12 protein-coding genes and 2 pseudogenes are annotated in these 13,478 nt (G+C 59.7%); 10 read left to right on the top strand and 4 right to left on the bottom strand.

What is annotated here, in order from left to right; all coding sequences use genetic code 11:
• Nucleotides 1-100: 100 nt before the first annotated feature.
• The 3 genes and pseudogenes from NA637_RS25765 (at nucleotide 101) to NA637_RS22130 (ending at nucleotide 2,785) form a co-directional block, all read left to right on the top strand.
• Nucleotides 101-297, top strand: a pseudogene (locus NA637_RS25765) (DUF2061 domain-containing protein).
• A 432-nt stretch (nucleotides 298-729) separates the two neighbouring features.
• Nucleotides 730-2,022 carry a serine/threonine protein kinase gene (locus NA637_RS22135; protein WP_256074677.1) on the top strand — a complete coding sequence of 431 codons (1,293 nt, stop codon included), beginning with the start codon at nucleotides 730-732 and terminating at the stop codon, nucleotides 2,020-2,022.
• A gap of 19 nt (nucleotides 2,023-2,041) precedes the next feature.
• The gene (locus tag NA637_RS22130; RefSeq protein ID WP_423836757.1) at nucleotides 2,042-2,785 is read left to right on the top strand and encodes an MlaA family lipoprotein; all 744 of its coding nucleotides are present in this window, start codon (nucleotides 2,042-2,044) and stop codon (nucleotides 2,783-2,785) included.
• A 132-nt stretch (nucleotides 2,786-2,917) separates the two neighbouring features.
• Here the strand turns inward: NA637_RS22130 and NA637_RS22125 are convergent, their stop codons facing one another.
• On the bottom strand, nucleotides 2,918-3,868 hold the full coding sequence (locus NA637_RS22125; protein WP_256074676.1) for a lipid A biosynthesis lauroyl acyltransferase: 951 nt from the start codon (nucleotides 3,866-3,868) through the stop codon (nucleotides 2,918-2,920).
• Between the two features lie 159 nt (nucleotides 3,869-4,027).
• Between NA637_RS22125 and minC the strand changes: the two genes are divergently transcribed.
• From minC to NA637_RS22100, 5 genes are all read left to right on the top strand, one after another.
• The gene (gene minC, locus NA637_RS22120; protein ID WP_256074675.1) at nucleotides 4,028-4,759 is read left to right on the top strand and encodes a septum site-determining protein MinC; all 732 of its coding nucleotides are present in this window, start codon (nucleotides 4,028-4,030) and stop codon (nucleotides 4,757-4,759) included.
• A 91-nt stretch (nucleotides 4,760-4,850) separates the two neighbouring features.
• A complete protein-coding gene (gene minD, locus NA637_RS22115) occupies nucleotides 4,851-5,666 on the top strand; it encodes a septum site-determining protein MinD (protein WP_256074674.1) in 816 nt (271 codons plus the stop codon).
• Nucleotides 5,663-5,920, top strand: coding sequence for a cell division topological specificity factor MinE (gene minE / locus NA637_RS22110; protein ID WP_256074673.1), 258 nt, complete (start codon nucleotides 5,663-5,665; stop codon nucleotides 5,918-5,920). Before minD ends, minE begins: the two co-directional genes overlap by 4 nt.
• A gap of 205 nt (nucleotides 5,921-6,125) precedes the next feature.
• Nucleotides 6,126-6,761: an RluA family pseudouridine synthase gene (locus NA637_RS22105; protein WP_256074672.1), complete on the top strand. Its 636-nt coding sequence runs from the start codon at nucleotides 6,126-6,128 to the stop codon at nucleotides 6,759-6,761.
• Nucleotides 6,762-6,937: 176 nt separating this feature from the next.
• The gene (locus NA637_RS22100; RefSeq protein WP_256074670.1) at nucleotides 6,938-8,227 is read left to right on the top strand and encodes a M18 family aminopeptidase; all 1,290 of its coding nucleotides are present in this window, start codon (nucleotides 6,938-6,940) and stop codon (nucleotides 8,225-8,227) included.
• 33 nt (nucleotides 8,228-8,260) lie between these two features.
• Here NA637_RS22100 and NA637_RS22095 read toward each other — a convergent pair whose 3' ends face one another.
• Nucleotides 8,261-9,223 carry an NAD(P)H-quinone oxidoreductase gene (locus NA637_RS22095; protein ID WP_256074669.1) on the bottom strand — a complete coding sequence of 321 codons (963 nt, stop codon included), beginning with the start codon at nucleotides 9,221-9,223 and terminating at the stop codon, nucleotides 8,261-8,263.
• Between the two features lie 294 nt (nucleotides 9,224-9,517).
• Here NA637_RS22095 and NA637_RS22090 point away from each other — a divergent pair, with 294 nt between their 5' ends.
• Entirely contained in the window at nucleotides 9,518-11,614 is a 2,097-nt protein-coding gene (locus NA637_RS22090; RefSeq protein WP_256074678.1) for a carboxy terminal-processing peptidase, read from the top strand.
• Between the two features lie 95 nt (nucleotides 11,615-11,709).
• A pseudogene (locus tag NA637_RS22085) lies at nucleotides 11,710-12,474 on the top strand (EAL domain-containing protein); the annotation flags it as partial.
• A gap of 298 nt (nucleotides 12,475-12,772) precedes the next feature.
• On the opposite strand, the gene NA637_RS22080 reads toward NA637_RS22085, so the two are convergent.
• Together NA637_RS22080 and NA637_RS22075 are read right to left on the bottom strand one after the other, a co-directional pair.
• Nucleotides 12,773-13,084 carry a hypothetical protein gene (locus tag NA637_RS22080; RefSeq protein WP_256074668.1) on the bottom strand — a complete coding sequence of 104 codons (312 nt, stop codon included), beginning with the start codon at nucleotides 13,082-13,084 and terminating at the stop codon, nucleotides 12,773-12,775.
• Nucleotides 13,085-13,222: 138 nt separating this feature from the next.
• The coding region (locus tag NA637_RS22075) for a hypothetical protein (protein ID WP_256074667.1) at nucleotides 13,223-13,478 on the bottom strand (256 nt) is incomplete at its 5' end.

Genomic DNA, 13,478 nt, shown 5'->3' with positions numbered 1-13,478 from the left:
GGGCTACGCTTCACAGGCACAAGCACACGTCACGGCACCAGAGAATAATTCTCGATCGCCGCGGAGAATCGGCCATGGCCAGACCGTTACCTTCACCCAGATGCACTTTTTGCATTGCGTTCCCGGTCACCTACGCCTTGACCGGCAGCGCAGCAGCCGGTGGCCTGGTTGCCGCTGTCGAGCCCCTGTGCAGCTCGGTGGGCGTTTACTTTTAGGAGAAGGTCTGGCAGCGTCCGGACAAGCGTCAGGCTGCCGAGAAGCGCATTCCCTCACGCCTGGCTGCATCACCCGGCGTAAGCGCTACCGCTCTCATCCAGCGCTACAGCTGCAATCCCACGAAGCATCTGTGCCGTTAAGAAGCGTCTTGGCAGGCTTGTGCAATGACTTCAATGCAAACGTTTGTGCTTGCCGAGCGGTGACCCATGGGTTATCAATCCACAGCTGCCATTTCGCGACCGGCTTTTTGCTATCGTCGCTCAAAAACGGCGCAACCTGCCGGCTTAATGGTGGTCAATGCTCAGCGAAACGACATAGCGCAGGCAATTCCAGGCATCATCTGAGCATGAAAATGCACGATCATCATGAATCGGGCCAAACTCGCTGCCGACACGCCAGCCGCAGTCCCGGTCATGCTCGAGAGCACCGAACGGACCGCGGCCTCGCCGCCGACACCTGAAACTGAATATGAACCAGCCAAACCCCCACCGTAGTCACCGGAGATCACCTCATATGCGATTGCTGCTGTGCCTGAGCGCACTGCTTGCACTGGTCGTTACGCCTGCCCACGCGGCAGATATCAGCGTCGAGCAGTATGGCTATCCCTTGAGCAACCCATTCGAGGCGACGATAGCCACCACACCGGCGCCGTTCCGCGCCAACTTGCCTGAAGACGACGACATTGATCAGGCGGACTACAGCCTGCGGTTACGTCCCGAACGGGAATTCACCCTGCCTGATAACTTCTGGGCGGTAAAACGGCTCACATACCGCCTAGCAAAACAGCCTGGTCCAGCGCCGCTGATGTTCATCATCTCTGGCACGGGTGCGAGCTACTCAGCCGGCAAGACCGAGTCGCTGAAACGGTTGTTCTACGGGGCCGGCTATCACGTGGTGCAACTGTCCTCCCCCACCAGCTTCGACTTCATCGCCGCCGCGTCGCGCTACGCCACGCCGGGCTACAGCCCGGCTGACGCCAAGGATCTCTATCGGGTAATGCAAGCCGTTCGCGCGCAGCAACATGAACTGCCGGTCACTGAATACAACCTGGTCGGTTATAGCCTCGGCGCGCTCAACGCGGCATTCGTCAGCAAGCTCGACGAGACGCGACAGAGTTTCAACTTCAAGCGCGTGCTGATGATCAACCCCCCGGTGAACCTCTTCACCTCGATCAGCAACCTCGACAAGCTGGTACAGACACAGGTCGACGCCATCGACAGCACCACTACCTTTTACGAAGTCATCCTGGAAAAGCTCAGTCGGTACTACCAACAGCGAGGCACGATCAACCTGGACGAGGCGATGCTTTTCGATTTCCAGCGATCGGCACTGCGACTTACCGACGAGCAGATGGCCATGTTGATCGGCTCGTCATTCCGCTTCTCGGCGGCCGATATTGCCTTCACGTCCGACCTGATCAACCGCCGCGGCCTGATCGTGCCACCGAAATACCCAATCGATGAAGGCACCAGCCTGGAGCCGTTCTTCCGCCGCGCGCTGCTCTGCGATTTCGAATGCTATATCACCGAGCAGCTGATTCCCATGTGGCGCGCGCAGCACGACGGCGGCAGCATGGTGCAACTGGTGCAACAGGTGAGCCTGTATGCCCTCGAGGATTACATGCGCAACAGTTCGAAAATCGGCGTCATGCATAATGCCGACGACATCATTCTCGGCGCTGGAGATCTGGGGTTCCTGCGCCGCACCTTCGGTGAACGCATGACGCTTTACCCTCGCGGTGGCCATTGCGGCAACCTCATCTACCGGGTCAACGCCCACGATATGCTGGAGTTTTTCCGTGGCTAAACGCGCTTTGCTTGCCGTCATGCTGCTAATCAGCAGCATGGCCCGTGCCCAGACGGGGACTGTCGATGAGGATGGTTTCACCCATCCGCTGCGTGATCTGGAGTTCAACCCCGGTCTCGACCAGCGCGAATTTGAACGCGCCACCTTCGACGCGTTGGATATTTATGACCCCTGGGAGTCGCTGAACCGGCGCATGTACTACTTCAACTACCGCCTGGATCAGTTTGTGATGCTGCCTGCCGTCCGCGGGTACCGCTATGTCACCCCCAGGATCGTCAGGACCGGCGTCAGCAACTTCTTCGATAACCTCGGCGAAATCCCGACGCTTTTTAACAGCATCGCGCAACTTAAGGGCGAGCGGGCCATGACCACGACTGCGCGGCTGCTGTTCAACACCATTCTCGGCGTCGGTGGCGTTTGGGACCCTGCCACGCGTATGGGCTTGTCCCGCTACCATGAGGATTTCGGCCAAACCCTTGGCTTCTATGGCGTGCCTCACGGCCCGTATCTCATCCTGCCCGCACTGGGCCCGTCGAACCTGCGGGACACCGCTGGCCAGGCAGCGGATTTTGGCGTTGAGCGACAGGTCGACTACTTCAGCTATGCCGAAGCCAGCGGTGGTGAGTTCGGCCTCACCGCGCTGCGATTGATCGATATCCGTCACACGACGCCCCTGCGCTACGGCCAACTCAATTCGCCGTTCGAATACGAGAAGGTCCGCTACGTCTACACCCGCGCGCGGGAGTTTCAGATCGAGGAATGACCGGCTGAATCGATGTGTTTGATGGCGAGCTGGCGAGCTGATGGTGGGTGGGCGACGCCTTGCAAAAAGACCAGCTCGCCCGGCTCTCCAAACAGGGTGAACCGGCGCTGCGTGGTTTCCGCGACGACGTCTTTACAGACTGACCGGCTTCGTCGGGCGCTCGCGGTACAGACTCGACTCGCCCTCCGGTCGGGTCTTGAAGCGCCGGTGGGCCCACAGGTATTGCTCAGGGTGCTGCCTGACCGCGTCTTCGATCCACTCGTTGATACGGCGACAATCAGCCTCCACGCTTTCGCCGGGAAACTCATCCAATGGCGGATGCACCACCAGGCTGTAGCCTTTTCCTGCAGGCAGGCGTTCCAGCGTGTAAGGAATCACCCTGGCCCGCCCCAGGCGTGCGAACTTGGTCGTTGCGGTCACGGTTGCCGCCTGAATACCGAACCAGGGTACGAAGATGCTCTGCTTTCGGCCGTAATCCTGGTCTGGCGCATACCAGATGGCCCGGCCCGCACGCAGAACCTTGAGCATGGTACGCACATCTTCACGCTCTATCGCTGTTGCATCCAGGTTGTGCCGCTCCCGGCCACGCCGCTGCACGTAATCGAACACTGGATTCTTGTGCTCACGGTACATTCCATCGATGGTCTGCCACCGACCGAGCAGCGCTGCGCCGATTTCCAACGTGGTGAAGTGCAGCGCCATCAGGATCACGCCCTGACCTTCCGCCTGCGCCTGCTGCAGATGCTCAAGCCCTTGGATTTGCGCCAGTCGCTGCAAACGCGACTTGGGCCACCACCAGCTCATGGCCATTTCGAAGAAGGCAATCCCGGTGGAGACAAAGTTCTCGCGCAGCAGTCGTTCACGCTCCTTTTCGCTCAACTCGGGAAAGCACAGCTGCAGGTTGCGCCGGGCGATCTCCCGTCTCGAGCGGACAACCCGATACATGACTGCGCCCAGTCCACGCCCCAGCAACAGCAGAATCCGGTAGGGCAATTGCGCCACCAGCCACAGTAGACCAAGGCCAAGCCAGAGCAACCAGAAACGCGGATGAAGAAATGATGCGCGAAAACGAGGACGATCCATTGGCAGTCCGAACCGATAAAAGCGCGCATTCTAGCGATAAATCACCCGCCGCTGCGCCAGCGTTGCGATGCACGGCACCCGTCCGATAGTGTGGGCGAGACTTGCAGGCGGCAGTTCGCCCCGCTATAAGTCCTCGCCATTTACCGCAGCAGGCAGACCATGAGCCAAGCCGATCTTACCGACCAAGCCCCCATATTCCAGCTCAAGGGCAGCATGCTCGCCATTACCGTGCTGGAGCTGACACAGAACGACCTGCAGCGTCTGGATCAGCAGCTCGCCGTCAAGGTCGAACAGGCCCCGGACTTTTTCAATAACACGCCGCTGGTGCTGGCGCTGGACAAGCTTCCCAGCGATTGCAACCTCGACCTGCCTGCCCTTATAGCGCTCTGCCGAAAGCATGGCCTGCGTACCCTTGCGTTGCGTTCAGGCGACCGGCAAATCGTCGACGCCGCCGGCCGGCTCGATTTGCCCGTGCTACCGCCGTCGGGCGCTCGTGAACGCAAGCTTGACGTCACCAGCAAGGCCCCAAGCGAACCCGCCAAACCGGCAGAGCCCGCCTACCGCCCCACCCGCGTGATCTCCACCCCTATCCGCGGCGGCCAGCAGGTCTATGCCCAGGGTGGCGATCTGATCGTGCTGGCCGCGGTGAGCCCCGGCGCGGAACTTCTTGCCGATGGGAACATCCATGTGTACGGCCCGCTGCGCGGGCGTGCGCTGGCAGGCATCAAGGGCGACGCCAACGCACGTATCTTCTGTCAGCAGCTGGCTGCTGAAATGGTCTCGATTGCCGGGCATTACAAGGTCGCCGAAGACCTTAGACGCGACCCTTTGTGGGCTGAAGCCGTGCAAATGAAGCTATTCGGCGACGTGTTGAACATCACCCGCCTTTAACGGATACTGCCGCGAATTTTCAAGTACCAAAACGGGCGTACTGTAAGCCGACTCGGCTACGGTCCCGACTTCATATTTAGGGTGAATCACCTTGGCCAAGATCCTCGTAGTCACTTCCGGCAAGGGTGGCGTCGGTAAAACCACTTCCAGCGCCGCCATCGGTACCGGCCTCGCCTTGCGCGGCCACAAGACCGTCATCGTCGACTTCGACGTCGGTCTGCGTAACCTGGACCTGATCATGGGCTGCGAGCGCCGCGTGGTGTATGACTTCGTCAATGTCATTCAGGGCGATGCCACCCTGACCCAGGCACTGATCAAGGACAAGCGGCTCGAAAACCTCTACGTCCTCGCGGCCAGCCAGACCCGCGACAAGGATGCGCTGACGCTTGAAGGCGTCGGAAAAGTCATCGACGAATTGGGCAAGGCCTTCGAGTTCGTCATCTGCGACTCCCCGGCCGGTATCGAGAAAGGCGCGCACCTGGCCATGTATTTCGCCGACGAGGCCATCGTCGTAACCAACCCGGAAGTCTCCTCGGTTCGCGACTCGGATCGCATGCTGGGCCTGCTGGCGAGCAAATCCCGCCGCGCCGAAAACGGCGATGAGCCGATCAGGGAACATCTGCTGTTGACCCGCTACAACCCCGAGCGGGTGGTCAAGGGCGAAATGCTCGGTGTCGAGGACGTCGAGGAAATTCTGTCGATTCGTCTGCTCGGCGTCATCCCGGAATCCCAAGCCGTACTTAAAGCCTCCAACCAGGGCGTGCCGGTCATCCTCGATGACCAGAGCGACGCCGGCCAGGCCTACAGCGACGCGGTGGACCGCCTGCTGGGCAAGGAAGTGAACCATCGCTTCCTCGACGTGAAGAAGCAGGGCTTCCTGCAACGCTTGTTTGGAGGCCGCGAATGAACCTTCTCGACCTCTTTCGTGAACGCAAGAAGAAGGAAACGCCCGCCAACATCGCCAAGGAACGCCTGCAGATCATCGTCGCCCACGAGCGCGGCCAGCGCACCCAGCCGGACTACCTGCCGGCACTGCAGAAAGAGTTGGTCGAGGTGATCCGCAAGTACGTCAACATCGACAGCGATCAGGTTCAGGTCGCCCTGGAAGATCAGGGAAGCTGTTCGATCCTCGAGCTGAATATCACCTTGCCGGATCGCTGAAAATCAGCGCTGGATCTGCTGTGCGTCGGCCCTGCGGCGTTAAAAAACAGGCTTGGAATGCTCATTTAGGCCACTAAACTCCGCCTCCTCGCCTGTTTTTGCCTTGCATGGCTCTAGCTCGCAAGATCCAGAGCAGATTTTATAAGTAAACGCCTCTGACGAACGGCGGCTCAAGAGCCGCCGTTTCCGTTCACGGAATTCGTAAATGCCTCTGAGCAACATCCAGATCGTCCACCAGGACACCGCCCTGCTGGTCATCAACAAGCCTACCCTGCTGCTGTCCGTGCCCGGTCGCGCGGAAGACAACAAGGACTGTCTGGTCACCCGACTACAGGAAAACGGCTACCCCGAGGCGCGCATCGTTCACCGCCTGGACTGGGAAACCTCCGGCCTGATCGTGTTGGCGCGTGACGCGGACAGCCACCGCGAATTGTCGCGCCAGTTCCACGACCGCGAGACAGAAAAAGCGTACACCGCCTTATGCTGGGGCGAGCCCGAACAGGACAGCGGAAGCATTGAATTGCCGCTGCGCTACGACCCGCCGACCAAACCGCGACATGTGGTCGATTATGAGTTGGGCAAGCATGCGCTAACGTATTGGCGAGTTCTGGAACGCTGCGGTGATTACAGCCGGGTCGAACTCACCCCGATCACCGGCCGCTCCCATCAGCTGCGTGTCCACATGCTCTCGATCGGCCATCCCCTCCTGGGTGACCGCCTCTATGCGCACGAACGGGCGCTCACCGCGCATGACCGGCTCTGCCTGCACGCCAGCATGCTTGCCCTGACCCATCCTCACACTGGCGAACGTATACGCTTCGATTGTCGGGCGCCGTTCTAGAAGCAGCCACACGCTTCAAGCCTCAAGCCTCAAGCCTCAAGCCTCAAGCCTCAAGTTTCAAGCAAAGCGTTGGTGTCTTGCAGCTTATGGCTTGTAGCTTGCTGCTTATGACTTGTAGCTTATGGCTCAGGCTTATTCCGCGATAAACTTCGAGGCATTGCCGTCCGGAGCCAACCATGCACGAAGAACTCAACCAGGGTCTGATCGATTACCTCAGGGCCTCCCCTACCCCCTTTCATGCCACTGCCAGCCTTGCCCAGGCCCTGCAGGCCGCTGGCTACAAGCCCCTGGATGAAAGCGAGACTTGGCACACCGAACCGTGTGGTCGCTACTACGTCACCCGTAACGACTCGGCGATCGTCGCTTTCCAGCTGGGTAGCCATTCGGTCATCGAACAGGGCATGCGCCTGGTCGGTGCGCACACCGACAGCCCCTGCCTGCGCGTCAAGCCGCAGCCCGAACTGCAACGCCAGGGCTTCTGGCAGCTTGGCGTAGAAGTCTACGGCGGCGCGCTGCTTGCTCCGTGGTTCGACCGCGACTTGTCCCTGGCTGGACGCGTGACCTATAGCCGCGACGGTCGAATCGAAAGCCAGCTCATCGACTTCAAGCTGCCCATCGCGGTGATTCCAAGCCTTGCGATCCACCTCAACCGGGAAGCCAATCAGGGCTGGACAATCAACCCACAGAACGAACTGCCACCGATCCTGGCGCAGATCGCCAGCGAAGACAGCCCAGATTTCAGGGCGCTGCTGGCGGACCAACTCAGCCGGGAGCATGGCCTGGTTGCCGATGTCGTACTCGATTTCGAGCTGAGTTTCTACGATACCCAGAGCGCTGCCGTGATCGGTCTGAATGGCGACTTTATCGCCGGAGCCCGCCTGGATAACCTGCTGTCGTGCTACGCGGGCCTACAGGCCCTATTGCGTGCGGGCACTGAGGAAACCTGTGTGCTGGTCTGCACCGATCATGAAGAAGTCGGTTCTACGTCGATGTGTGGTGCGGACGGGCCGTTTCTCGAGCAGGTGTTGCGCCGCGTATTGCCTGAAGGCGAATCCTTCCAGCGCAGCATCAACCGCTCACTGATGATCTCGGCCGATAATGCTCACGCGGTGCATCCTAATTACAGCGACAAGCATGACGGCAACCATGGCCCGAAACTCAACGCCGGGCCGGTGATCAAGGTCAACAGCAACCAGCGATACGCCACGAGTAGCGAAACCGCCGGCTTCTTCCGCCATCTCTGCCTGGAAAACGAAGTCTCGGTGCAGAGCTTCGTCACCCGCAGCGACATGGGCTGCGGCTCGACCATCGGCCCAATCACCGCCAGCCAGCTGGGCGTGCGCACGGTGGATATCGGCTTGCCGACCTTTGCTATGCACTCGATCCGCGAGCTGGCCGGCAGCCAGGACCTGGCACAGCTGGTGAAGGTCCTCAGCGCATTCTATTCGAGCGCCGAGCTGCCTTGACACCGGGTCCCCAGGCGCATCCGCCTGGATTGTCTAGGCCAGACTGTCGTCGATAACCAACGCAACCTTCCCGGCCACCTGGTTGCTTGCCAGCGCAGCAAATGCCGCTTCCACGTCCCGCGCCGGGAAACTGCGTTCCAATCGCGGCGAAAGAGTCTGGTCGGCGAACAGCGGCCAGATTCTCTTCTGCATGTCAGCCAGCAAATCGGCCTTGTCATCAGCCGCGCGGCTACGCAACGTCGACCCGATCAGCTGGATTCGTTTAGCCAACAGCAACCCCAGATCAACCTCGGCTTTGCGTCCGCCCATCAGGCCAATCATTACCCAACGTCCATCCGTCGCCAGGAGCTGGGTGTTGAGCGCGACATACTTCGCACCAACCGGATCGAGAATCAAATCAAAGGGCCCGCAATCGCGCAGCGCTTGCAGTGACTCACCCCGGAGCGCGCCGCCCTGGGCACCCAGCGACTCGCAATAGGCCAGACGATCGGCCGAACCGACGCTGACCCAGCATGGGTTGCCAAAGGCTTTGCACAACTGGATGGCAGCCGACCCCACACCACCGGCACCGGCGTGCAAGAGCACCTTCTCGCCGGCCTGCAGCACACCCAGGCGGAACAGATTCAACCATGCCGTGGCATATACCTCGGGAATAACCGCCGCCTCCGTCAATGACAGGCCTTGCGGTACCGGAAGAACATGGCGGCTATCGACCACCACCTCCTCGGCCATGCCACCACCCGCCAAAAGAGCACATACTCGGTCACCGACTTGGCAGGAAGCGCCAGCCCCAACCTCGCTGACCACTCCGGAGCATTCCAGACCCAGGATATCGGTCACGCCGGGTGGCGGCGGATAGTGCCCCGCACGTTGCAGCAAATCGGCACGGTTCAGCCCTGCAGCCGCCACTTGAATCCTGACCTCTCCATCGCCGCACTTCGCCGCGGTACGCTCCACCCACGCCACCTGTCCCTCGACGCCTTGCAATGCCTTCATGCTGCCTCCATAGTGGTTCATACCTGTGCCCGCTAAACAGTGACTCCGGCAGTGCAGGCCGCTGAATGAGTTCTGCCAAGGCCGCATAGCGATACGCCCGTCTAAAACCGCGGGTTGCCTTTTCGGTATCCCCGGTGCAGCGAACCGCTCTTCCCCTTGGTGAGCTCTGAATCGCGGCGTGCCAGCCGCCAGATACCATCGGGCTGTGTTTTCCCCGCCGGGCGGATTCCGTCCCGGCGCCTGATTTGATGGCCTAATATGCGTTATTACTCAGCCTCGCGTCGCTCCTTCGATATGAAACGCTCATTGACCGCAGGCTTTCTGGCCCTGCTGGTTGGCCTTCAGGCCACTGCCACCCTGGCCAAACCTGCCGACTCAAGAACATGGGACTACCTGCAGCCTAACCGTGACCAGGTGATAGCCAGCCTCAACATAGTTGAGCTGCTCAAGCGTCATCATTACAACAAGCCCCCGCTGAACGACGCCCGCTCGGCGAAGATCTTCGATGGCTACCTCGAGATGCTCGACCCTTCGCGCAGCTATTTCACTGCAGAGGACGTTGCCGAATTCGAAGCCTGGCGCGACCAGTTCGATGACTTCCTGAAGAATGGCAACCTTGAACCTGGGTTCATCATCTATAAGGTGCATCTGGAGCGACTGCAGAGCCGGCTGCAATATGCGCTGAGCCTGCTCGAGCAAGGCGTCGACAGTTTTGACTTCACCCTTGACGAGGAGTTGTTGGTCGATCGCGAAAATGCAGCGCGTCCCGAGAACGAACAGGAACTGGATGACCTCTGGCGCAAGCGTGTCAAGGATGAGGTGCTGCGGTTGAAGATCGCAGGCAAGGAACCCAAGGCCATCGAGGAATTGCTCACCAAGCGCTACAAGAATCAGCTGTCGCGCCTCGACCAGACTCGTGGCGAAGATGTGTTCCAGACCTACATCAATGCCTTCGCGCAGTCCTACGATCCGCACACCCAGTATCTGTCTCCCGACAATGCGGAAAACTTCGACATCAACATGAGCCTTTCTTTGGAAGGGATCGGGGCTGTCCTGCAAAGCGACAACGAGCACGTGAAGGTGGTGCGCCTGGTCCCGGCCGGCCCAGCCGAGAAGAGCAAGCAGATCGCGCCTGCCGACAAGATCATCGGCGTTGGTCAGAGCAAGGAAGAGATCGTCGATGTGATCGGCTGGCGTCTCGACGAGGTGGTCAAATTGATTCGCGGCCCAAAAGGATCAGTTGTCCGACTCGAAGTCATCCCTGCGAGCAACGCGCCAAACGACCAGAGCAGCAAAATCGTCGCAATCACCCGCGAAGCGGTCAAGCTTGAGGAGCAGGCGGCGAAAAAGTCGGTGCTTGAACTCAATCAGGACGGTCGTGACTACAAGCTCGGGGTCATCGAACTTCCGGCGTTCTATCTCGATTTCAAGGCCCTGCGCGCCGGCGACAAGGACTACAAGAGCACGACCCGAGACGTGAAAAAACTGCTCACGGAACTGGAGAAGGAAAACGTCGATGGAGTCGTCATTGACTTGCGTAACAATGGCGGCGGTTCCCTTCAGGAAGCCACTGAGCTGACCGGTCTGTTCATCGATCAAGGCCCTACGGTCCTGGTCCGCAACAGTGATGGCCGCGTCGACGTTCTGGCTGACGAGCAGCCAGGCGCGTTTTATAAGGGCCCGCTGGCTGTGCTGGTTAACCGACTGTCCGCATCGGCCTCGGAGATCTTCGCCGGCGCCATGCAGGATTACCACCGGGCTCTGATTGTCGGCGGACAGACCTTCGGCAAAGGCACCGTACAAACGGTCCAACCGCTTAATCATGGCGAACTCAAGCTGACACTCGCCAAGTTCTACCGAGTCTCCGGGCAAAGCACTCAGCATCAGGGTGTCATCCCGGACATCTCCTACCCTGCCGAAGTCGATACCAAGGAAATTGGCGAAAGCGCCCTGCCTGAAGCGATGCCATGGGACAGCATTCGCGCAGCGGTCAGCCCGGAGATGAATCCGTTCAAGCCGTTCCTCGCCGAACTCAAGGCTCGTCATGAAAAACGGACCAATGAGCACCCGGACTTCGTATTCACCCGCGATCGCCTTGCGCTGACCCAGGAGCTTACTCACGAGACGACCATCAGTCTCAATGAGGAAAAGCGCCGGGCGCAGCAGGAGCGGATCGAGAAGCGTCAGCTGACACTGGAAAACACCTTGCGCCAGGCCAAGGGTGAGGAGCCCCTGGCCAAGCTCGCAAAAGAAGATGAGACGACACCGCACGTTGAAGATAAAAAAATCAAACCCGAGGACGATGCCTATCTGTCGGAAAGCGGCAGAATTCTGCTGGATTACCTGGGCTTGCAGGAGGCGATGGCTAAGAACCAGCCTGTCGAGCGCTGAGCAGCAGATGTAACCAAAATGACATCATAGTGTCGTGAAATGCGAAGGGCCGCCATTGTGCGGCCCTTCGCATTTCATCGCCGCACGAGACCATCATGACCGTTACCGAGCAGTTGAGCACGTTGGATTCCATCCTTGCTCACGGCAGCGTTACCAGCCTGTTCCAGCCTATCGTGTCGCTTTCCGAACGACTCATCCTCGGCTACGAAGCGCTGACACGCGGCCCTTCGAACACCTCGCTACACTCCCCTATCAACCTGCTCACAGCGGCTCGACATGCCGGCCGACTCAACGAGCTGGAAATGACCTGTCGCGAGAATGCCTGTCGTCGCTACAGCCAGCAGCAGCTGCAGAGCAAACTGTTCCTCAATGTGTCGCCGGAAACGCTGTTGGATGCTAAGCACAAGCCGGCCCGCACTCTAGCGTTACTGCAGCAATACGGCATCTCTGCCGACAAGGTCGTGATCGAACTTACGGAGCAAACGCCCACCGACGATTTCGGGCTGCTTCGTGCCGCCTTGCATCACTACCGTGACATGGGCTTCTCCACCGCTCTGGACGACCTCGGTGCCGGCTATTCCAGCCTGCGCATGTGGTCGGAGCTGCGCCCCGATTACGTCAAGATTGACCGCTACTTCATAGACGGTCTTCACCGCGACGCCGTAAAGCGCGAGTTTGTCGAATCGATCCTGAAGATTGCCAGGGCGTCACAGGCTCAGGTCATCGCGGAAGGCATCGAGCTGAGTGAAGAACTGCATGTCCTTTCCGACATGGGCATCGACCTGGTTCAGGGCTACCTCTTGGGGCGACCTGAGGAGGCCCCAAGCGCCAGCGCAGGCCTCTCTCTGCCCGATTTTGAAAATCATGGCAAGCCACTAGCGGACGACCACCCAGCTTGGACACGCTGGCATTAAAGCAAAGCATGCTCCTTCCCTTACGTCCGGACAGCCTGTTGCAACTGCTCCATGACAGGCAAATTTGAACGTCGCAGGGCGACACGCAAGCGGTCTCCAACGTAAGTACAGCTGCTGACCGGCGATCGGTCACAGCAGCGCCTCCACCGACGATGGATGATCTCGTCGAGGCCAGCAGCAGTGGAGGACACATCGGGGCGACGGCATTTTATTTCACCGTTATCGGCCCATAAAGCGGGCCCGATCAATCCTGATCGCGATCGCCCAATGTCCGGCGCGGGCGATGCTCCATATTGGTATCCGTGTCGCCATGATTGGATTGCTCGTAAGCCTGCTGCGTTCGCTGGTCGGGTACTTTGCGATCCTTATCGGACTGTTCCGGTAGTCGCTCGATACCCGCACCGGTGCCCATAGACCCATTACCCAGGGTTCGATCGACCGAGCCCGAGTTCTGCGCCAGCTGAACGGTGCCTGGCCTTGTGACGCCGGCCGGTGCCGTGGCTGCAGCTGTAGCTGCAAGTGCCGCTACCAGTGCGATAGGCAGATAGCTCCGCATAACCTTCTCCTCTATTCGAGTCGCTCCCAGCCGTTTAGGCAGCCGCCTGCCGGCATAGGTCCGCGTTGCCGACAGATGGCAAGCGGAACCGTTGTTTGCTTATCGCGGTCCACTGTATCGAGAGCAGATGATGTCTAGTTAGAAAGGAATCCAACGATGATCACACCGCCACTGGTAATTTTTCTGATAGTGGTTGGCTGGAGTGCCGCCGCCCTGGCGATGCTTTGGGGCATGCTGCGAATCGCGCGTCACCATCACAAAGCGTCCCCTAGCGCACGACCGGCTCGACACCAGCCCCCCTCCGCCAAGCCCCACGCCGCGCATGTTTCGCTGACTGCCTGACGAAAGATTGTCCGTTTGGGCAATAAAACCGTGACAGATCCACCGAAAGATA

The organism is Stutzerimonas stutzeri (assembly GCF_024448935.1).
Classification (GTDB): domain Bacteria; phylum Pseudomonadota; class Gammaproteobacteria; order Pseudomonadales; family Pseudomonadaceae; genus Stutzerimonas; species Stutzerimonas stutzeri_AO.
Note: the sequence above shows the minus strand (reverse complement) of the source record. Positions and strands in the feature narration are given on the sequence as shown.